We start from the raw sequence: 20877 nt of genomic DNA, 5'->3' as shown, positions 1-20877 counted from the left end.
GGAACTTCTCCTTCACCCGTACGAGAACGTATCGTCGCTTGCCAGGTTCATATCAAAAACAAGACCATGAGAACCAGAAGTAGGCTTATTATATATCCTCCAGATCTCTCTGCGAAGATGGGGATTAGTGTCTACGCCGTCCAGTTTCGAGAACGCAAAAGGATAAAGGCTTCTGCACAATGCATGCCACCACTCACGCTCCTCAAAACTGTGGTATACTTAGAGTGATTTCTAGAGAAATTACACGAACGATCCTCTGAGATGCATATGATAGAAAGAGAAGAAAATTATGATTACACCAACGCTAAACCAAACGGAAGGTGTGTGGATTAATCGCACCAGCGATCAGGGGGATCATTACATTCAGGCAATCTTTCCCAAAGAGAACCACTCGGACCTGTCACACCGGTCAAACTGTAACGAACTTATCCGTCGTGGAAACCTCCAACCAGAATATGCCGATTATCTTCCGCCAGCTCAACGCACATGGGATCAGGAACAGCGCTATCATTATGTCCATATCTTAACTTCACCTGATGCTAAAAACATCATCTACTGATCAGCAGATGATGAATGCAAACAGCCGGTCCACCATTTGCAAGCTCACATGCGCTAACCCTGGCAGCCCCTCTTTGTTTCAGAGCAGCGCAACAGGAGAAGGTGCTACACTCTATCATGGAATTGGTTGCGCCTCCTCTCTCGCACTCGCTTCTCGGCATAAGAGCGATAGGCCATATAACCAAAAATGGCAACAACGATCACAAGAAGAAGCAGTGGGATGATGAGGGATTGCATGCTTCAATCCTTTCTTAAAAAGTAAATGCCAGGCACTCACATAATTCCGTTCGTTTACTTAGAGCTTGACTCTCCATCTGAAGGAGCTAGCTCTAGATCCCGGTATTCAAAATCTATGAGCATGTCCTCCCCTGGAATTTCGACATAGTAGATATAATAGGGTTCAGTACGTCGTCTATCCTTATCCACCGACCGAACAACACCAATGCTTCCAGCAAGACCCGCAGGCCCACTCCCAAATCCGTTTTCTACGATACGAACTCGATCTCCTATCTCAAATGCCTTAAAACCCACGCGCATTCCTCTTTCCTGTTATGAATCAACACTCCGTTCTACAAATCTGAACGTCCTGTTTATTGGACTTTATACACGTTATCCTCGGTAACAACATGTTCTGATTCTTGCGCGTTCTCTTCCTGATTTCTGCTGAGAATAGCTCCTTCCAGGTCTGCCTCGCGAAGATCAACATGATAAAGATCGACACGACTAAGATCCACTCTGGATAGGTCCGTCTGCTTGAAGAGTGCTTTGCTGAGAATAGCTCCTTCCAGGTCTGCCTCGCGAAGATCTGCGTAGCTAAGGTCTGATCCCTTCAGATTAGTATGGTAGAAGATGGCACCTCGCATATCCGCCCACCCCAGCTTCGCGCGCAAGAAGCTGGTATGACTCAAATTAGCTCCTCGTAAATTAGCTCCTCGTAAGTCTGCATCCTGTAAATTCGCATCTTGCAGATCCGCATCCTGCAAATTGACCCCGGTAAGATCAGATCCCCGCAAATCAACTCCTCTGAGGGAAACTCCATGCAAATCTGCTTCATGGAGATCTGGCTCAAAAGCCTGAACATCAGGATAGGATTGCCTCCACGTATTCCAACGGGGTACTCCTGATAAAAGTAGGTCCATCTGTTTCTGACTAGCCATACTGTTTGCATCCTTTTTCAACGTTGAGACATCATGTCGTATATTTATCTCTTCCTCTGGAGAAACGGGCCTTCTCTATATGCCCTCATCAGCCTTATGCGCAAGCCGATCGTTAGCTCCTGATATTCCATCAGCATAAAATTTATCCTTTCAGTAATATCTGTATACTATCATACAACATCTTTCATAATTTAACGAATTCCCTTTATTTTTGATACAGATGACAGTTTTATAAAAAATGATGTTTCTCCCAAAAGCGCATAAAAATATTCTACATAAGTCACATCGCCTATTTTTCCGAAACAAACCACTCATAATATTCCTCTAATGAAAAATGCCCTACTTGAGAGAGCAGAGATCCTGGAAGAAGAAAGATCATTTCCTCTGAGGGATGCAATCGTAAACATCGCTCCCCAGGTTATCTGTTCTCGGTTACCTCGCCACTAACGCTCGAAAGAACATCTCGGAAGGAATTTTTCGTTTCCCGGGGTGTTGCCCCGAGTATAGAAAGTGTGCTGTTTTTTTTAAAGGATGCTCAAAATGAAGATGACCCGCGTTCCATCGTCCACGCTCTCAATCTCTCGTAATGCTTTCTCCCCGGTTAGCTGTCCCACTCAAAAAGAAACCAGCAGCGACTATGCCGTGTTAAAACAGCAGTTGAAGCAACGAGGTTTTTTGAGCAAACAACCAGTATATTATATCTGTCGCATCGCCCTTCTTTTCAGTTTACTGGCTGTTGGTGTGGGGATTCTGCTTATAGTGCATGTCACATGGCTACAACTCCTAGACGCGATCTACCTCGCGTGTGTCTTTACGCAGATAGGGTTACTGGCCCATGAAGCCGGTCATCGTCAAATGTTTCACCATGCCTGGCAACACAATCTGGTTAGCCTGATCGGTGGAAATTTCTTGCTGGGGATGAGTGCAACATGGTGGGGCGACAAACATAACCGCCACCATAGCCATCCCAATCAACTAGGAATGGACCCGGACATCGAGATCCCCTTTCTCGATTTTACCGGAACCCAGGCGCTTGAACAGATGAATCCCTTCAGACAGTTTTTAGTACGACATCAGGCGTTCCTTTTTCTGCCTGCATTAATGACGGTTGCAGTAGGGCTTCAATACCAGAGCATCCTCTTTCTGGTCAGAAAGCGAGCAAAATATCATTCACTCGAATGGATACTGATGATTGCACATTTTGTCTGTTACTTTGCTTTGATCTTTTCATGCCTACCGTTCTGGCAAGCAGTGGTGTTTATTGGCCTACACCAGGCCTTCACAGGATTGTATCTCGGGTCAATTTTCGCCCCGAATCATAAAGGTATGGTTGTACTTGAAAATGAGAGCGATATGGATTTCTTGCATCGTCAAGTCCTGACTTCTCGTAACATCCATGCTCATCCCTGGACCGATTTTTGGTATGGAGGATTGAATTATCAGATTGAACACCATTTATTCCCGGGTATGCCTCGCAATCGGTTAAAGCAAGCGCAACAGTTGATCAAACCCTTTTGTCAGACACATGCTATCTCTTACCACGAGACCAGCGCCTTGCGGTCTTTTCATGAGATCTTTCAGTATCTCCATCAAATCGGCGCTCCTCTACGCTCTCGGTCGCATCTAAAGCAGAAAGCATAAAAGATGAGCGGCGGCTCTCGGGCTGTTCGACCGAAAGCCGCCGCTCATCAGGGAGAGGCTGACCACTCACAGACAGAGAACTATCTTGCTTCTGCGTTTATGATTTCCCAACATCAATCGTCTTCTGTTCCTGCTGACCCTGGCTTCCCGAGATACTAATCCGGCGAGGACGACTCGCCTCGCTCACTGGCACCTGAATCGTCAATATACCGTTCTGAAAGTTTGTCTGAATGTTGTTCGGGTCAATCGGCTTGGGAAAAGTAACGGACCGCTCAAACGAGCCAGAGATCATCTCGTGCGCCAACCATGTATGCCCCTGCCGATGACGCTGTGTTCGCCCCTGTTGAGCCTGCATTTGCGTTTGCTGCTGAGGCTGCTGCTGTGTCTGTTGACCCTGCTCTCCCGCCTGGTTCTGCTGTTGATGTTCGTTCTGATGGCTATAATGGCCCCGAATCGTCAGGGTGTTTTGATCTACCGTCAGCTCGATATCTTCTGGTCGCACTCCAGGCAGTGACACATCCAGTTCATAGCCATTCTGTGTTTCACAAAGATCCATCGGTACCATCTGAGACGACGTACCAACCATCATGCCAGGATGTATAAAGCTCTGCTCAAACAACTGATCCATTGCACGGCGAAGACTCAGTGCCTCACGAAATGGATCGTAACGGCTTATCATCGATCTATACCTCCTTCAATCTATTCTACTATTTTAAATCTTTTCTCTATTTCTTCGATGGTACACATTTCAAAGAGGCTACTGATGTCGGGAAACAGGGATATTAAACAGCATAGATTTTATCCGTGTCAGGATATATCGCAGCGTATCTTCCTCATCAGCTCTCTCTATTGAACTGGCCCATTGCCATCACGTTCCCTCAAAAACAATAGTTTCACCTCTTCTCAGAGATGGAAAGGCTACGTTCCCTTGTTCATAGCCTCCCACATACAGGATTTAGCCATCACGAAGATATACAATTGCAGTATATCCCTGATACACCCGGCGAAAATCAGCGGGAAATAAAAAGCGCGCCCTCTTTGGGACAACCGTTTGATTCAACGCTTTACCCGTGACAATCCAGACGCGCCCATGTCTGGCAAGTACCTCGTCCAGATCGCTCTGATTGAGTAATGGGACCGATCCCGTTGGTGTATCTGTAATGGCGCTGTTTCTCTCGAACAGATAGAGCGCTCTATCTGTAGAGACAAAATAATCCACGCGCCCAACATAGTAGAGTATCGAGATCGCAGGGGAGACCGAAATCACGATATCTCCATCGCGCCAGTGCTGCTTGATGTACTGTCCAGCACCATCGTAGTCAGGATAGTGGTGACGATAGGAGATTCCCAGCATCCTGCTTGTAAAAAGATCATAGTTGCCACTAGGTAGGGCTGGCAAAATAAGCACACTAGCACAGGCCAGAGCGGTGGTAAACAGCATCAACCAGCGCAACGGTTGCGCTGGTTGTACTTTGTTCCATACCATCACATCCCGATCGCTTCGATACGTATATTCATCTACATTTGGCCCGTTCAAACCATAGGTTCGCTGTGCAAGAAGAGCACCTGATGGCGACTGGCGCATCACTTCTACTCTCGCAAGAGACCAGAACAGGCGCAATCCACTCATGAGCGCAAAGGCACCCAACATATAAAAAGCTGGCAGGAGCGGATAAATATAGCGGTCAGCCGTTGGCGTAAACACCAGCACCAGTAGAACGAGAGGTATAACCAAGAATAGCGTACAATATCGAGCGCGGGTATCGCCTGCATGCAGCGCCCAGACGCAACCGATACCTGCCAGTATAGAGTTTACCGTCAGTATCGGTACTTGCTTCCCGGTCACAGATGGGAAGAAAAGCAATTTGATGTAATATGGCAAGTTATCGGTCATAAGTTGTAACAGCGGCTGCTGACTCTGATCCGTCCCCAGCACAGCCGGGTGCGAGAACTTGACGATCAACAACTGCACGCTAATGATGCCCACCCCAAGAATCGCCGCAATCCACCAGTGCTTTTGATACAGCACACCTGGAAGACGATGAGTAGCATCTTTACTCACAAAGAGGACGCCAACGACCAGCACAGGCAAGAAGATAAAGGTCTCCTCATGGCTAAGATACATAGCAAGCAGGGACAATATCGCCCAATAAGGCAGGCGAGGATGGCGATAATTGTGTGCCGCTTTATAGAACATATACATCACAAGAATCACCATAAACTGCGCCAGCTCATACATACGCACGCCACGTCCCCAGATTAACACGTATGGTGAGAAAGCCAGCATAGCAGTCGCGAGCAGGGCAATTTTGCGCTCGAAAAAGTAGCGCGTCACCAGATAAAAAAGTGGCAGGCTCGCCAGATACGTCAAAACACTAGGGAACCGAATCATGCCATTCTGCTCGCCAAAGAGCGCAATCGATAGCGCAAGCAGATACGAATAGAGTTCACCTTTCGGATAGAGAAAGCCGGAGGGCATGACCGGAACGCCATGAGCGAGAATCCCTTTGGCGGCATAGTAGCTCGTTAGTTCGTCTTGCCAGTACGGTTCGTAGGAGAGATGATACCAGATCAGCGGGGTTGCAAGCAGCATAATCACTAAAAGACCCCAATGCCGACGCCACCACAGAGGGATGCAATCTACAACGGCCCTCACGTTTCTCTGCAACTGCGCAATATCAGGATGCAGAGAGAGATTTTCATAACGGCTGTAACAATGGAACCATTGCAACAGGAACCCTAACCCGACCAGAGCAATCAGAACCAGTCCCCATTGCCCTGTATAAGGAAAAGGGCGTGGCATGAGAGGTTCGCAGGAGAGTACAATCAATAACGCCTCTACAGCCAAGGCGGGCATATAGATGATGCTAAGTGCCGCCAGTGCATCACTACGAGCATAATAATAACGGCGCATCACAACCAGGGCAAGGACAAGCCAGATGCCAACGACAACTCCAGCGTTTATCAGCAGAATGGTTGCAAGCGAGGAGAAATGCGAGACATGGGCATTTCGGAACGAACTCGAGTCTGGCAAATACACTGTTTTACTCACACCTGGCCGCCCAATGTACAATGGTGCACCCCATACAAGCGTGCTATCGCTTCCCCGCTCCCAACCAGCAACGGATTGCGATGAGGTTCGCCACGCTGTACCAGAAACATCGCTTGTGACCCAGATATTGTGATTCTGACTATCATTGACCAGGAGGTCCAGAGAGAAGGCGGCGCGCAATGTCTGAAGGTTCACTTGAGCAGTATTATTCCCAGGCGAAGCGACATGAACGGCGATGGTATTTATCCCTGCATGAAAGTAAGGCGACGTATCATAGATGCCTAACATTAATCCTTGCGTATATTGAGGAAGTGCTCTGGAACGATGGCCATTGCTAGAATAATTGATCAGCAATTGCTGCTTGACGCGCACCTCACCATTCCAGACAGTAAACAAGCGCCCATTGATAAAAATACTAGCCGGCCCGGTGGCAATCGCGCGCAACCAGGTATGTGTTGTGTCAGCAGGTAGCGAAACAGAGCGAACAAAATATCCGTCATGCCCGGCACCAGCACTGATCCAGGATGTTGCCAGTGGTTGCTCATATAGCTCAGGGTTAGCTTCCAGCTGAGGCATCTGCGCGGGAATTGCTGCATGCGCAGCTGACGGCCAGAGAGTTGCATCGAAGTCTCGTGTGTCCCACCTGACGCCATAAATAGCGTAGCGAGGATAAGCCAGAGCGACCTGATTCGTCGCCTGCCAGCTTGTGTCTGAACCATAATAAGAGGTGGAGTTGCCCCGCCTCATGCCCAAATTTGCCCGCACAGATGGAATCTGCCCGTTAAAATTAGAAACATATACTGCCACCACGTTTGGCCCACGCCGCAAAGAGGAGATAACATCATAGATGTAGGCGTGTGTACCGCCTCCATTGGTCACGTCCCTATCATTAGTAGCAATAAGAGTTCCGTTGATATAGAGGCGAAACGATTGATTTGCAGCAATTGTTACAAAAGCTGCATCTGGAGCTACATTGAGATTAGTGCTATAACGAAAATAAGAGACGGGATTATTGCTGTTATCACTGGCCTGTATCCATTGGGCACGCTGCCACTGCGGAACAAAGTAGGCTGGCTGGGGAACAAAAAAGAGTTGATAAGAGAACCAGCTTGCCCCAAGACACGCCAGGAAAAGACATATGCCTATCTTCAACCCGCTGACAAATTTATTGTGTGGCGAAACTGGATATGCTTTTTCTGAGAGAGTTTTTACAGCCATCGTACTAGCCATAGTACTTCCTTTCGTGCTGATCGACCATTCTATTTTCAGGCTACCCCTTCCACAAACTTACCCCACAAGACGAGGAGGCATCCCTGCGCCTTCCTCGTCAAAAATCACACTATTCGTTTATTTAGCAGCTACAGTTACGGTTTGGGGGTTGGCTTCGGAGTTGGCTCGGGGCCAGGTCCGGGAGCTTTTGCTTTATCCCCATCGCTATCACAATGGCTACCAGGCGTACCAGAGAGATGATCGTCTGCATCGTTATCACCGTCACAACTGATGTTCCCCAGCCCGAAGTTGTGAACAGTGATGGGATCAGTTTGAGTACCGGTATAAGGACTTCCACTGGTCGGCCATGTGACAGTTGTTCTATCGGGATAAACATTCTTTATCGTTGCCGCAACAACTCCAGCCGAGGTGATGGTTAATGTACCCGTAAGAGGGCCACCAGAGCAGACGCTCCCGCCTGTACAGGGAACATAATTCTGAGCCGCTGCGGTTTCGACAATTTGGTAGGTTACCGTACCCTGAGCAGGGATGGGGATATCCCAGCTTAAACAACCTGTCGCAACTTTTGCGCAATCTCCACGCTGAAGGGGACACTTACCCATCACGGAATTCACCGTCTGTGGCCTCTGACCGGGAGCCGGACCTCTCACAACATTAAAAGCGGCTCCGGTTATTCTGACACTGGACCCTGGAATCGCCTGCTGGCAGGAGTCCAACACCTGCAACCAGACTGTCCGGGTAACTGATGGAGCGATTGATATCGCCTGGACGCTCCCATTGCCATAACTCAGAGCCAGCGCAACAAGAGACAACACCAAAGCCATCAACCATATCCTGCTCGAAAGCTTGCTTAAAATATGCCGTTTTTTCATCTGTACGTTCTTTCAAGCTAATGTCCGTTTGGCAGATGCAAACGGAATCGACTACAAATTTACGGCTCTGCTATCTATCTCATTTCGTAACAAACTGACAGGTGATGCAGATAGATAGCGCTCTGCCCACAACTGAAACATCAGCAATTGCCAGAGCTTATGCGCGTGATCCTGACGCCCGGAGAGATGCTCATGAACTAATGACTGCACATAAGGTGCGTGAAAGATCCCCTGTTGCTTCAAGCGCATTGGCGCAAGCGCATCTTGCAGAAGATCTCGCAACTCGTGACGTAGCCAGTTTTTGTACGGAATGTTAAAACCAAGCTTCCTCCTATGTAGAATTTGCTGTGGCAACATATCCTGCATCGCTCGTTTGAGCAGATATTTCCCCGTTATTCCTCGCAAACGTAGTGCTGGCGGTAGGTTGGCAGCAAACTCGACCAGCGTATAATCGAGAAAAGGACCACGTGTTTCCAGCGAAACAGCCATGCTCATACGATCAACCTTAAACAAAATATCATCCGGCAGATACCTTTTAATATCGACATACTGTTGCTGATCTAAAGGACGTGTACTCCCACTCATTGCCAGAAGTTTCAGTAAACGTGGATCAAGTGAGGAGAAGTGTTGGAATGGTGGGTGTACTAAAAGTTGCTCCAGTTCATCGCTCCGCCAGAAGGTTTGCCAGCGCAAATGTTGCAACTGTGGAGGTAAACCGGCACCATCTAGAAAACGACGGATGATATTACAGAATCCTTTCTTCTGAGCAGAAGGAGGAATATGTGATGCCAGAGCGCAAACGTACTGACGAATGCCGTCAGGCAAATTGTCAAGAGAAAGCGAGGCCAGCTTCTGAGCACGATACCAATCATACCCGGCAAAGAGTTCATCTCCTGCATCTCCACCAAGCGCCACCGTCACATGCTGACGGGTTGTATGCGAAACAAGGTAGGTTGGCAGCGCAGATGCATCGGCGAACGGCTCGTCCAGGAAATTTGCCACAGTCTGAAGTAGATCATAGACGTCTGGCCTCAGTATTTCGACATGATGGTCTGTATCAAAATGACGCGCCACAACCTGCGCATAGTCAAGCTCATTAAACGTCTTTTCTTCAAAACCAATACTGAACGTTTTTGGCCGCTCAGTTCCCACCTCGCTCATCAGAGCAACGACGCTGCTAGAGTCAATTCCGCCACTAAGAAACACACCCAGCGGCACATCACTGATCAAGCGCCGCGCCACCGCAGCTTTCAAGAGCATCTTTAGCTCTTCGACATACTCATCAACTGAACGCCTCGCCTGCTCCTGAAACCGTACTTCCCAGTACGGCTGCGGCCTCCATCCTAACGTATGACATCCCTGCGCGCTGCCATCAAGCTGAACTTCGAGAAAGTGACCGGCTGGAAGCTTCTGAATATCGGCAAAAATGCTCTCAGGGGCGGGAACATACTCATACATCAGGTAAGATTGAAGCGCTTGCATACTCAATTGACGAGGAACCTGTGGCAGTGCCAATAATGCTTTGAGTTCAGAGCTAAACGCAAAATGGCTCCCGTCGCTCCAATAATAGAGCGGCTTCACGCCCAGGCGATCACGCGCGATAAAGATTGAACGCTTGCGGCTATCCCAGATGGCAAAAGCAAACATGCCGTTGAAATGAGCAAGACAATCTTTCCCCCACTGTTCATAGGCATGAATGATGACCTCGCTATCGGAACGCGAACGAAACTTATGGCCAGCCTGTTCCAGCACAGGAACCAGCTCGCGAAAATTGTAGACTTCGCCATTGAACACCAACCAGACCTTGCCATCCTCATTCGACATTGGCTGATGACCAGCTGGCGTAAGATCCTGGATGGCCAGGCGACAAAAGCCAAGACCAACGCCAGAAGCGCAGAAATATCCCTCATCATCGGGACCGCGATGCTTCTGTACAGCTGTCATCTCACGCAAGAAGGGTTCCGCAGCAAAGCTACTTCCGTCCAACTGTAAGAGTCCACAGATACCACACATGATAATTTCACCTTTTCTCTATTTTACCTGTTATCTCTGTTGTTACTGTTATTTCTAAAATTTCGGCTGTTGCATAGCATCTGCAACAAAAACCAACAAATACTACGGCTATGTATGTATTAACAGTATAGACAACCCTCTGAAATGAGACGGAAAAGCAGATTATGACTAAATAAAAAGCTAGCTCTGTCGATGCTACTTATCAGGAGTAAATAAGCAAACCCTTCCCATGTACAGAAAGGAGGCTTATTGCAGCAGCAACATTGCAGCTGAGAAGCCCAATTATCGCGCTCCACGCATCGATAGGAAAGGAGAAAAAATGGAAAGGTTTATTGATCTATCGCTTATCATTCCTATTTTCAATGAAGAGGAAAATATATTACTTCTTCACGAAAGGATCAAAAGCGTCCTGGAAGAGCAAAGTTTCTCATACGAGGTCATCTATGTTGATGACGGCAGTACAGATAACACGATTATGCTGCTGCAATCCATCGTCGCGCACGATGCTCAGGTCAAAGTCATTCAGCTGCGGCGCAATTTTGGACAGACGGCCGCGATTGCCGCCGGGGTAGATCACAGTTGCGGCGAAGTCCTGATCTTCATGGATGGGGATTTGCAAAATGATCCGGTAGATATCCCTCGTTTACTGGCAAAGCTAAACGAAGGGTACGATGTTGTGAGTGGCTGGAGAAAAAATCGCCAGGATGCGCAATTAAGTCGCAAACTACCATCATGGCTGGCAAATCGACTGATTGCGAAAGTGACTGGTGTTAGCCTGCATGATTCTGGTTGCACCCTGAAAGCATTCCGCTGGGATGTGTTCCAACATATCCGGCTCTACGGAGAAATGCATCGCTTTCTGCCTGCGTATGCCGCTATTGCAGGTGCAAAGATTGCTGAAATAGAGGTCGCCCATCACCCCCGGCAATTTGGAGTGTCAAAATACGGCATTTCGCGCACTATTCGCGTGCTTCTCGATCTTCTTACTCTAAAAATGATGGGGACGTACAGAACCAGGCCGCTACATGCTTTCGGCATTCCCGGTCTGCTCCTGTTATCGTTGGGCTTGATCTCAGGAACTACCGCCATCGGTCAGAGCGTTATCCAGCGCTCTATCCACCAGCCGTCGGCACCTAACAAGTCACTCCCTCTGTTAGGTCTGGGCTTCGGCCTGCAATGTCTTATGACGGGTATTATAGCAGAATTGCTGACTCGCATTTACTACGAAACCCAGGAAAAGCCTATCTACGTGGTGAAAAACCTCTTTCCCCACACTCAACTTGCTATTGAAAAGGAAGAAGAGGCAGCTTAACCTCCGCTGATTGAGAACAGGATGATCCTGGCAAGCACTATTTCAATAAAGGAAGAATTTACTCATGCGTATCTTAATGATCGCCCCCGAACCTTTTCTGGAGCCGCGCGGTACTCCGTTTAGCGTATACCATCGTATCAAAGCTCTCACGTCGTTGGGATATGAGGTGGACCTGGTGACTTATCCTATCGGTGAGGGCGTCTCCTTATCAGGGCTGAGAGTGTTTCGCGCTCCTGCTCTGCCATTTATCCAGAAAGTCAAAATCGGGCCTTCCCTGGCAAAACTTCCCCTGGATCTGCTCGTCTTTTTTACTGCCTGGAAACGGATGAGCCAGGAGCGCTATCAATACGTTCACACCCACGAAGAAGCCGGTTTGATGGGCGCACTGCTCACCAGAATTTTTCGCTGCAAACACCTGTATGATATGCATTCCGATCTCTCACAGCAAATGTCCAACTTCGCCTTTACGAAAAATCCGCTGTTGATTCGGACAATGGAAGCTGTTCAGAAGTTCATCATCCAGCAAGCTGATACGGTGATTGCCATCTGTCGCGATCTGGAACAGACGGTTCGGCGACTCGCTCCCGACAAACCAGTCTATCTTATTGAAAATGTTGCGGTCGATGAGGCGCTTCCCCCTGCCAGCAAGCAAGAGGTTATGCAGTTACGTGAGCAATTAGCGCTCTCAAACAACCGGGTGCTACTCTACACCGGCACATTTGAAAGCTACCAGGGCATTGAACTGCTGCTCAAAAGTGTTGCGCTGGTCCACGCCGAGTGCCTGGATGCCCGCTATGTGCTGGTCGGAGGACGGCCGGATCAGGTTGCAAAACAAGAACAGCTCGCACGGGAATTGGGCATCAGCGAGCAGGTCCGTTTTGTGGGACAGCGCCCTCTCGATGAAATGCCTGCATATATGGCTCTGGCCGATATTCTGGTCAGTCCTCGTAGCGAAGGCACAAACACGCCGCTGAAACTCTACACGTATTTGCGCTCTGGCAAGCCAGTTCTTGCCACGAAGATCTTCTCGCATACGCAAATGCTGACCGACGATACAGCTATGCTCGTCTCTCCAACCCCGGAAGATCTGGCAAGAGGAGCATTGGAACTTTTGAGCTATCCCTGGCAGGCAGAGCTTCTGGCCAGGAATGCCAGGGAAATGGCCGCCGAACGCTATAGCTGGAAAGCCTTCCTAAAGAAAAACGAGCATGCCTATAACACCTTTACTGGCTTAGAAAATGAATTATCTGCATAAGTGCAAGGTTCACATCTCATAGAATATTCCATCATCTTTGCTCTTATGCGTCATTGTCATACTCATTACGAATAAGGAGATACTCATGCGTTGCTTGATTACAGGAGTTGCAGGTTTTGTTGGATCGCATCTTGCCGAGCGCTTGCTGGCAGATGGACATGAAGTGTATGGCATCGATGCCTTCATCGATTACTACCCACGCGCCCTTAAAGAAAACAATCTGCAAGGGCTTCGGACGCAGAAACGCTTTCGCTTCCTCGAAAAAGATCTGCTCCATATCGATTTTCCACCTCTGCTTGCAGGCATCGACTGGATATTCCATCAGGCAGCTCAGGCGGGAGTACGCGCCAGTTGGGGCCAGGAGTTTGGCCGCTATGTAGATTGTAATGTGCTGGCGACACAGCGACTATTAGAGGCCACCTTAGAGGTCGGCACCATCCAGCGCTTTGTGTACGCCTCCTCCTCTTCTGTCTACGGCGACACCAACATTCTGCCCGTGACCGAAACTGCGCCGCTCAATCCATTTTCACCGTATGGCATGACGAAGTTGGCTGGAGAACATCTCTGCTCGCTCTATCATCATAATTTCGGCTTACCCACCGTCTCGTTACGGTATTTTACCGTCTATGGACCACGCCAACGACCAGACATGGCCTTCCACCGCTTCTGCAAAGCTATCGTTGAACGCCAACCGATCCATATCTATGGCGATGGGCAGCAGACTCGCGACTTCACCTACATCTCTGATATCGTTGAGGCCAACATTCAGGCTGCAAGCAGCGAGAAGGCGATCGGGAAAGTGATGAATATCGCGGGAGGCTCGCGGGTGAAGCTCGAACAGGTAGTGCAAGCATTGCGCGAGATTAGCGGCTTGCCGGTCGCTATCGCCTTTGATAACAAACAGCATGGTGATGTCAAGCATACCTTTGCTGATATCGAATGCGCTCGCCAACTGATCGGCTATAATCCCAAAGTTTCGCTACGCACCGGCCTGGCGCAGGAGTTTGCTTATATTGCGTCGCTCTATGGGGATTCTCAGGATGTCCAGGCCTCTATCGCATAATGATCCTGACGGCTCTAGCTTGGATGGAGTACATGCCAATGACAGCTTCGTATTCTCGATCCACCGACCCGCTGCCAATAGGCCAGCCTGCCAGCACGGAAGCTGACATCCAACCGGTGGAAACACTTCAGCAACGACGGAAGGAAGCCAGGAAAAAGCTGCTCAAATTTCTCGTTCGTGCTGGTATTACACTGTTGATCTTTACCTTTCTCTTGCGATCTTTTTCCTGGTCAACATTTGTAAAGGCGCTGGCACACGTTCATCATATTGCCTTGCTGATGGGGCTGGCAGTGGGGGTGTTGTGTGTGGTATTCAGCGCTTATTCGTGGCAGAGCTTGCTAAAGGCAGAGCGCATCCACCTCGACCTGGCAAAGCTGATTAACCTGTACTTCATAGGAATGGCCTTCAGTCACTTCCTACCAACAAGTATGGGGGGCGATGCGGTCAAGGCCTTCTATGTAGGACGGGAATTTAACAATACCGCCGGCGCAACCAGTGCGGTTGTGCTGAGTCGCGTTGTGGGATTCGTAGGCATGTTGCTGATCGCTATTCCCAGCCTGCTCATCTGGTCTGCCTGCTTCACCCACGAAGTCTTTGCGGGCTTTCTCCTCTTTAGCCTGATCGTGATCATCGTCATCGCAGGAGCTATTATAATTTCGCTCTGCGTGCCGCGCCTGTCCGCTGCTATTCAAAAGAGCAAGCGGTCGGTACACCCTCTCCTGACCACAACACTAGAAATCAGTTGTGCACTGGGATACACGATCAGACGGCCACGCGCCCTCATTATTGCCATCGTGTTTGCCATGTTGTTCTGGGTTGCAAGCATTCTCAACTACTATGGTTACGCCTCTGCATTGGGAATGGATGCTCCCCTCTATGGCTACGTCATAGCAGTCTCATTCTCCTCACTGGTGGCCGCGCTGCCCATCTCGATTAACGGCTTCGGGGTACGTGAAAGTGCCTTCGTCTATATCTTTTCGATGTTGCACGTCTCGCCTGCTACCTCGTTGCTCTTAGCCTTTTTAATGGATGCCCAGGTGCTTTTCTTCGGAATACTTGGCGGCTGCATGTACCTCACCATGAATACCCACAAGAAGCGGCTGACGGCTCCATCCATTTGTGACCAGAAATGAGAGGAAACAGAAAAGCATGCTCAAAAATCCATATATGAGGGGGAAGCGTAAAAAAATACTCCTCTGCCTGTTACTCTGTTTGATCGCCCTTGTGATCGGAAACAGAATATTTTCCGTGCGGACGACTGGCTCCTTAAACAACAAGATTCCACAAAGGGAGCCTGTTCCACTACCACCGAATGTGTATCCGGTAGAACCCCAGCGGCAACGAAAACAGACGACGCTCTGGACGTTTTTTCCGATGCTATCATTTTTCCGCAAAGGGTCTCATTGGAAACGACCTCAAATACTGATCAGCCTGTTGCTCAGCCTGCTTACCGTGTTCGGCGCAAGTGCCTACGCGTTCCAACAACTTGTGTTGAAAAACGCTCTGCCAAACGTTGAACTCTATCGTGTAGGAAACATGCAAAACGTCTCTCTGGCCGTTGGCGGGGGCGGCATCGCCTCTCCACTCCAGAGCGTCAATATCCTCTATCCGCTATCAGAACGCGTGGTTTCTGTGATGGTCAAAGAGGGCGATCACGTTGCTCCTAATCAGCCATTGATTCGGCTTGATGCTTCTCTGCTCAATGCCGCTATCAGCCAGGCGGCGAATGATATGGCTGCGGCTCAGAACTACCTCAATGCTGTTTCAGTCAGTGGCAATGCGGTGACAATCGCGCAGGCTCAACAGGAATACGAGACGACAAGAAATAAATATCATGCGCTGATCACACAGTCATCATCGCCCCTGCTTCGTGGTGATAAGCTCGTTTCCCCTATAGGGGGCGTCATCACACGGGTCAACGTCAATCCTGGCGAGATGTTTCAAGCGAACAACTCCCTGCTTACCGTTATAGATACATCGATGGTGGTAGTACATGCCAAGCTGACTCTCTCGAATCTTAACATGGTCCATCTCGGACAGGTCGCCTTGGTGACACCTTCGGCGCTGCCCAACCAGCAATTTAACGGCACGATCAGCAACATCATTCCTGTAGCTGATCCACAAACGGATACCTTCGAAGTCTGGGTGAGCATTCCGAGCAAAAATATGCCAAAAGACAGTGCGCTGCTACCCGGCATGAGCGCATTCGTGCGTATTCAGAGTCCAGCAACAGCACTGGTTGTACCTCGTCTGGCCGTTCTCAATCCTGATGGAGATGCAACGGTGTACGTAGTACAAAATCATGTGGCTCACCTGCAACATGTACAGGTGATTGGGCGCTCGGTGGAGAGTATCTTCATCAACGGTGGCCTCTCCCCCACAACCCAAATTGTGTTGGTTGGCCTGGATCAGCTGCACGATGACCAGAAGGTTCACGTCACAGATACCGAATAAAAGCATCTATACCGAAAATACTGCTGTCAGTCGATCATAGCAACGTTCGGCTGACAGCTTGAGCTTGTCAGAAAGGATTTCTATGTTTGTGGTTAAACAAGCGCACTCCCTTCAACGGCTATTGACGCGGCCTGCCCATATCCTTGTCCCTGCCCTCGCGGGGATACTCATGCTATGCGCAGGTTTCCTACCCTGGCTCGATTATCCACTGGGAGATACATTCACGGGCTGGCAGCTATCCGTCGATATCGGCTGGCAACTGCGTTACCGGCTCTTCAACTATGGGCTACTCTGTATTGTTTGCGCCCTGCCCGCTTTTGCCGTTGCCTCGAAGCATTGGCGACGGGCAAATCAGGCGAGAACGACTCCTGAGCGGGAAGTAGGGGGCAAGCCTGGCACTTATCTTGCTTGCCTCTGCTGCCTTCTCCCTCTGGCGCTTTTTCTTTTCCAATATATGTGCGTCGATATCCAGAGCATGAGTTCGCTGACCCGGCAAGAAATACAGATGCTTTCAGTAATCAACCTTTATGATTACAGAATTCCCTCTCAACTCGTCCAGGTCCGCCCTTTTGAGATCGATGGTTCAACGTTTGTCGAGCGCGCTGTATTACTGCTCAATCAGCTCGCTCCTGGCCTGATTGTTCCCTGTGTGAGCGCGTGGCTGCTGCTCTGTTGCCAGCTCTTCTCCTCTTCTGCCAGCTCCGCGCGTTCCATCGCGCCGATCACACGCTCTCGCCTTCGTTTTAATCTCTCCTTGCTAGGCGTGCTGGCGGGTGTCTTGCTCCTTAGCCGTCCTGCGGGGGCGATGCTCTGCGATTATCAAGCCCGACATGAACTTGCCATTGGCGACTACACGACTGCAACCATATGGCTGAACCACGCACAGACATTGAATCCTGCTTTTGAACAGGCACCCTACTATCATATTCAGCGTGGGCAGTCTGAATATTTCTTACACCCCACCAATCTGACGACGAATAGTCGTATCTATCTTATCTCCGTCTACCTGGAGCAAGGCAATTATCCTGGAGCCTATCGAGAAATTAGTGCTATAAGAAATCTTCAACCAACACTCCCCCCCTGGGAAGCGGATGCGATCAATACGGCGCTCATGAGGTTGGCAGAGACGGCTCGGATCCGCAACGACCCCAGGTTATTGAGATTAGATCTCGATGCAGCCGTCCTCCCCTGGACCCAGGCGATGATCCAGATCGACCCATCCAATGTCTACGCGCAATATCTTGCTGGTCGCGTCTATTATGATCTAAACGACTTCAATAAAAGCGCAACTCAGATGACGACGGTTCTCCAACTGACTCACAATATGGATCTGCAATCTTCGGCCTATACCTATATTGCCCTGAGTCAACTTCAGCAAGGAAAAACCGCAAATGCTCGCAAGTTGCTCTTGAAAGCAGTGGAACTCGATCCCGAATATTCCAACAACACAGCTCGCGAAGAGCTATCAGGTTTGCACTAAGCACAAAATTGGGGTGAGGCATCGTTTGACGCCTCACCCCAATTTTTTTGTCTAAAATCCTGCATTACCAGGGAAGTGGATCGTTAAGCGAAAACAGGCTTTCGAGCGCGATGCCCATTGCCTCAGTAGTCACCCAATCCTGCTGCCCTCCCTGCTTGAGCGGAACTGGTTGCCAGTCTGCGGTTGCCTGATAGAGAACCCCATGTCCCGGCGCGTAATAGATTCTCTTGAGCGTGACCTGCAAGAGCGTATCCTGCATTGCTACATAACGATTATGCGTGAGGCTGTTGGCAACACGAAACGCTTCCAACATCTGCACCTGCCGCCCACTCTCTTTATAGTGTTTGTTGACACCGGGTATCCCCGGATTCTGCGCGTCAGGGCCAGGAAAGGTGACAGCCGCAAAGTATCCTCCGTTCTCCTTATCCCATAAATTTAGAGAATTCTGAGAATTCTGGTTGGCGGTCAGCGGGTCCAGCATAGCCGTTGCACGACCCAGAAACGTTTGATCATGTGTGACGACATAGACATGGAGCAGCGAGAGGATCTCCTGAGCGACGGCTCCCAGTCTAACAGAGCCGCCCTGAATGTTGGTAGAGCCATACTTGGCACGATAAATGAGCGGGTCAGGATTCAGCTTCCCTCCTGGCAACGTAACATTGTCTATCTGCGTTAAAAACACATGGTATTGCTCAAGGTACGAGGTCTGATAGAGCGTATTGACCACCTGGCGACCGGCACGTATCCAATTGGGTTGATTGAATAGAGTGCCGGCCTGAATCAGCGCACAGCCAGCCTCTAACGAGAGATCTACCCGGGAGTAGCCATTGGGATGGTCAGAGCCGACTTTGTAGATTGCCCCCGCCTCCGGATGATACAGCTTCTTAAAAAAGTACTGCGCCAGTTCTCTGGCTGCATCGCGATAAAACGTATCTTTGGAGAGCCGATACAAATCAATAAACATGTCATAGAGCCAGCCCCGCTCATCAGCTGGCGAGGCAAACTCGTATTTCACAATCGCACTGTAGCGTGCAAGCTCACTATCAAACTGTGTATCGCCCGAATGGAACTTTTTATAGAGCCACAGCGCATGTACATAACGTAGATCAGTCAACGGGTCGTGCCGTAGAGACCCATCACTTTGACTATCAGGCACCCCTGAACCATCGAGATTTGTCACCAATGGCCGGGTTCCATACCGCCAGTTGATCCACAGCCCTCCCTTCCCGGCATTGATCGACGAATCTGAATTATACCCATTCTCTTTGATATTGTTGAGCATATCCACAATAACGCTCTGGGCTATCAATGGGTTTATCGCCGCTGGAGTTGTTGGGGATGTTGTCTGCTCCACGTGAGACAGGGGCTGGTGCTCACCACCTCCACAAGCTGCTACTCCAGGTAACAGCAGCAGCAGATAAATTCCTATAAACCTGCGATACGGGGAACACCTCTTAGCAAATTGCATCAATTAGCACCTCTTTCTGAAACGGGAATGTGAATGTTAAACAGTGCAGGAATACGTGGACCATTGACCATATTCCCGTCGCTGACAACAAAAAACGAACTATTATCCTGGCTTAATGCGCCACCATATATTTTTATCGGCTGATAGTGGTAGATACGCGCATAATAGTTTGCCAGGAACGCAATTACCTTTTTTTGATTTGTCCGGGTATCATATTGCAGAATTGGTTGCCCCTCATTGGAGGTGGGATTAGAGAGGCTATAATACAGGAAGCGACCATCGCTGCTTCTTTCGAGGAATGCCGTGTACCAACCGCTCGCTCCCCAGTTCTTTCCCTTATACTCCAGACGATCCTGGTCTGGATAGAACTTATAGATATCGCCTTGATCATCGAAAATCCAGAACGAGCCGTCTATCTCTTTTTGATTCGTCCAGGCTCTCAAGCGTGATGGCAGCCTGGATCGCATGATCGTAAATGTGTTTGTGGCCGCGTCATATTTCGTCAGATGATCGCTGGCATCCGTTCCATAGAGATTGCCTGTCTCTCGATCCAGTAATCGGGCGCGGTCGTTCCAGTAAAATGGTACTCCGGTTTTTGCATCGATGGGCCGGCCCTGATGGATCACCTTTTTGTCTTTCGTATCATAGATCAGAACGCTCCCTTTCCCATCTCCCACGCCGTATAATCTGTTCCGCTGCCAATCCCAGGTATGCTCAGCCCAACCCGAACCAGGAACGGGCACGCCGAGGTCTCTGGCACGCCTGCTATAGATGTTATAGGAGACAATATGGCCCTGATAGAACCCGATCAAGTATATATCGCCATTGCGAGGATCTATATCTGGCCGTCCATGCCATTTCCCCTCTCCTCCAGGACCAAACAGATCTTTGGAAAACAGCAAAATTTTATGCGTCCTGGTCGCGGGATCATAGGAGCAGAGCAGAGAGCCATCCTGTCCCCCTGTGCAGTGGAGTGATCGCCAAAGCCAAAGTAATACTTGCCGTCAGGTCCGCGCACCACGTTGCCCCAGGCTCCATAGTCAGTTCCGTAACGCTGGGGATCTATGTCAAATCGCCCAAAATCGATGGTTGGTGGAGTATGAGCAATCGAAGCTCCCAGAGCATTTCCTTCGAGCAAGTCCATTGCATTAGTCGTCACCATATTTACTGGCGTCGATGGATACATAAATATTCTGGATGTCGTCCCGCTCATCGTAGCCCCCTCCTCTGATCTACCTGCCGCAGCTCCGCAAGAGCTATTCACCAGGAGCAAGCTAACGAATATCGCGTCTATCAACAGCACGCGAGAAATCGTGCCTGAT

At 49.5% G+C, this 20877-nt stretch carries 17 protein-coding genes; 8 read left to right on the top strand and 9 right to left on the bottom strand.

Going from position 1 to position 20877, the window contains the following annotated elements:
• Positions 1 to 289 precede the first annotated feature (289 nt).
• Positions 290 to 559: a hypothetical protein gene (locus tag K3T83_RS28660; protein WP_220206340.1), complete on the top strand. Its 270-nt coding sequence runs from the start codon at positions 290 to 292 to the stop codon at positions 557 to 559.
• A gap of 104 nt (positions 560 to 663) precedes the next feature.
• Here K3T83_RS28660 and K3T83_RS57330 read toward each other — a convergent pair whose 3' ends face one another.
• Together K3T83_RS57330 and K3T83_RS28655 are read right to left on the bottom strand one after the other, a co-directional pair.
• A complete protein-coding gene (locus tag K3T83_RS57330) occupies positions 664 to 795 on the bottom strand; it encodes a hypothetical protein (RefSeq protein ID WP_268963482.1) in 132 nt (43 codons plus the stop codon).
• Positions 796 to 1148: 353 nt separating this feature from the next.
• Entirely contained in the window at positions 1149 to 1715 is a 567-nt protein-coding gene (locus K3T83_RS28655; protein ID WP_220206339.1) for a pentapeptide repeat-containing protein, read from the bottom strand.
• Positions 1716 to 2255: 540 nt separating this feature from the next.
• On the opposite strand from K3T83_RS28655, the gene K3T83_RS28650 reads away from it, so the two are divergent.
• Positions 2256 to 3356 carry a fatty acid desaturase family protein gene (locus K3T83_RS28650; protein ID WP_236065011.1) on the top strand — a complete coding sequence of 367 codons (1101 nt, stop codon included), beginning with the start codon at positions 2256 to 2258 and terminating at the stop codon, positions 3354 to 3356.
• Between the two features lie 97 nt (positions 3357 to 3453).
• Here the strand turns inward: K3T83_RS28650 and K3T83_RS28645 are convergent, their stop codons facing one another.
• The 4 genes from K3T83_RS28645 to asnB all read right to left on the bottom strand — a co-directional run bounded on the left by K3T83_RS28645 (position 3454) and on the right by asnB (position 10523).
• Positions 3454 to 4035 (bottom strand): Hsp20/alpha crystallin family protein, encoded by a 582-nt coding sequence (locus K3T83_RS28645; protein ID WP_220206338.1) that lies wholly within the window; start codon positions 4033 to 4035, stop codon positions 3454 to 3456.
• 276 nt (positions 4036 to 4311) lie between these two features.
• The gene (locus K3T83_RS28640) at positions 4312 to 7638 is read right to left on the bottom strand and encodes a glycosyltransferase family 39 protein (protein WP_220206337.1); all 3327 of its coding nucleotides are present in this window, start codon (positions 7636 to 7638) and stop codon (positions 4312 to 4314) included.
• Between the two features lie 134 nt (positions 7639 to 7772).
• Positions 7773 to 8462: a hypothetical protein gene (locus K3T83_RS28635; RefSeq protein ID WP_220206336.1), complete on the bottom strand. Its 690-nt coding sequence runs from the start codon at positions 8460 to 8462 to the stop codon at positions 7773 to 7775.
• Positions 8463 to 8561: 99 nt separating this feature from the next.
• Positions 8562 to 10523 carry an asparagine synthase (glutamine-hydrolyzing) gene (gene asnB, locus K3T83_RS28630; RefSeq protein ID WP_220206335.1) on the bottom strand — a complete coding sequence of 654 codons (1962 nt, stop codon included), beginning with the start codon at positions 10521 to 10523 and terminating at the stop codon, positions 8562 to 8564.
• Positions 10524 to 10842: 319 nt separating this feature from the next.
• Here asnB and K3T83_RS28625 point away from each other — a divergent pair, with 319 nt between their 5' ends.
• The 6 genes from K3T83_RS28625 (at position 10843) to K3T83_RS28600 (ending at position 18087) form a co-directional block, all read left to right on the top strand.
• Entirely contained in the window at positions 10843 to 11835 is a 993-nt protein-coding gene (locus tag K3T83_RS28625) for a glycosyltransferase family 2 protein (RefSeq protein WP_220206334.1), read from the top strand.
• A gap of 64 nt (positions 11836 to 11899) precedes the next feature.
• On the top strand, positions 11900 to 13090 hold the full coding sequence (locus K3T83_RS28620) for a glycosyltransferase family 4 protein (protein ID WP_220206333.1): 1191 nt from the start codon (positions 11900 to 11902) through the stop codon (positions 13088 to 13090).
• An 85-nt stretch (positions 13091 to 13175) separates the two neighbouring features.
• Entirely contained in the window at positions 13176 to 14153 is a 978-nt protein-coding gene (locus K3T83_RS28615) for an NAD-dependent epimerase/dehydratase family protein (RefSeq protein WP_220206332.1), read from the top strand.
• A 38-nt stretch (positions 14154 to 14191) separates the two neighbouring features.
• A complete protein-coding gene (locus tag K3T83_RS28610; protein ID WP_220206331.1) occupies positions 14192 to 15286 on the top strand; it encodes a lysylphosphatidylglycerol synthase transmembrane domain-containing protein in 1095 nt (364 codons plus the stop codon).
• A gap of 16 nt (positions 15287 to 15302) precedes the next feature.
• Positions 15303 to 16607, top strand: a complete 1305-nt coding sequence (locus tag K3T83_RS28605; protein ID WP_220206330.1) for an efflux RND transporter periplasmic adaptor subunit — start codon at positions 15303 to 15305, stop codon at positions 16605 to 16607.
• An 88-nt stretch (positions 16608 to 16695) separates the two neighbouring features.
• On the top strand, positions 16696 to 18087 hold the full coding sequence (locus tag K3T83_RS28600; protein WP_220206329.1) for a tetratricopeptide repeat protein: 1392 nt from the start codon (positions 16696 to 16698) through the stop codon (positions 18085 to 18087).
• A 64-nt stretch (positions 18088 to 18151) separates the two neighbouring features.
• Here K3T83_RS28600 and K3T83_RS28595 read toward each other — a convergent pair whose 3' ends face one another.
• The 3 genes from K3T83_RS28595 to K3T83_RS28585 are packed head-to-tail and all read right to left on the bottom strand — an operon-like array spanning position 18152 to position 20768.
• Entirely contained in the window at positions 18152 to 19555 is a 1404-nt protein-coding gene (locus tag K3T83_RS28595; RefSeq protein ID WP_220206328.1) for a hypothetical protein, read from the bottom strand.
• Positions 19555 to 20457 (bottom strand): hypothetical protein, encoded by a 903-nt coding sequence (locus tag K3T83_RS28590; RefSeq protein ID WP_220206327.1) that lies wholly within the window; start codon positions 20455 to 20457, stop codon positions 19555 to 19557. Before K3T83_RS28590 ends, K3T83_RS28595 begins: the two co-directional genes overlap by 1 nt.
• Positions 20391 to 20768, bottom strand: a complete 378-nt coding sequence (locus tag K3T83_RS28585) for a hypothetical protein (protein ID WP_220206326.1) — start codon at positions 20766 to 20768, stop codon at positions 20391 to 20393. Before K3T83_RS28585 ends, K3T83_RS28590 begins: the two co-directional genes overlap by 67 nt.
• Positions 20769 to 20877 lie beyond the last annotated feature (109 nt).

The organism is Reticulibacter mediterranei (genome assembly GCF_016587455.1).
The sequence above is the reverse complement of the archived record's forward strand: the minus strand, read 5'-3'. Positions and strand labels throughout refer to the sequence as shown.

Excerpts from the sequence above, each read along its gene's own strand:
- K3T83_RS28625 (WP_220206334.1), top strand. The coding sequence starts at position 10,843 with ATGGAAAGGTTTATTGATCTATCGCTTATCATTCCTATTTTCAATGAA.
- K3T83_RS28605 (WP_220206330.1), top strand. The coding sequence starts at position 15,303 with ATGCTCAAAAATCCATATATGAGGGGGAAGCGTAAAAAAATACTCCTC.
- K3T83_RS28645 (WP_220206338.1), bottom strand. The coding sequence starts at position 4,035 with ATGATAAGCCGTTACGATCCATTTCGTGAGGCACTGAGTCTTCGCCGT.
- K3T83_RS28620 (WP_220206333.1), top strand. The coding sequence starts at position 11,900 with ATGCGTATCTTAATGATCGCCCCCGAACCTTTTCTGGAGCCGCGCGGT.
- K3T83_RS28660 (WP_220206340.1), top strand. The coding sequence starts at position 290 with ATGATTACACCAACGCTAAACCAAACGGAAGGTGTGTGGATTAATCGC.
- asnB (WP_220206335.1), bottom strand. The coding sequence starts at position 10,523 with ATGTGTGGTATCTGTGGACTCTTACAGTTGGACGGAAGTAGCTTTGCT.
- K3T83_RS28650 (WP_236065011.1), top strand. The coding sequence starts at position 2,256 with ATGAAGATGACCCGCGTTCCATCGTCCACGCTCTCAATCTCTCGTAAT.
- K3T83_RS57330 (WP_268963482.1), bottom strand. The coding sequence starts at position 795 with ATGCAATCCCTCATCATCCCACTGCTTCTTCTTGTGATCGTTGTTGCC.
- K3T83_RS28640 (WP_220206337.1), bottom strand. The coding sequence starts at position 7,638 with ATGGCTAGTACGATGGCTGTAAAAACTCTCTCAGAAAAAGCATATCCA.
- K3T83_RS28595 (WP_220206328.1), bottom strand. The coding sequence starts at position 19,555 with ATGCAATTTGCTAAGAGGTGTTCCCCGTATCGCAGGTTTATAGGAATT.
- K3T83_RS28585 (WP_220206326.1), bottom strand. The coding sequence starts at position 20,768 with ATGAGCGGGACGACATCCAGAATATTTATGTATCCATCGACGCCAGTA.
- K3T83_RS28610 (WP_220206331.1), top strand. The coding sequence starts at position 14,192 with ATGACAGCTTCGTATTCTCGATCCACCGACCCGCTGCCAATAGGCCAG.
- K3T83_RS28615 (WP_220206332.1), top strand. The coding sequence starts at position 13,176 with ATGCGTTGCTTGATTACAGGAGTTGCAGGTTTTGTTGGATCGCATCTT.
- K3T83_RS28635 (WP_220206336.1), bottom strand. The coding sequence starts at position 8,462 with ATGGCTTTGGTGTTGTCTCTTGTTGCGCTGGCTCTGAGTTATGGCAAT.
- K3T83_RS28655 (WP_220206339.1), bottom strand. The coding sequence starts at position 1,715 with ATGGCTAGTCAGAAACAGATGGACCTACTTTTATCAGGAGTACCCCGT.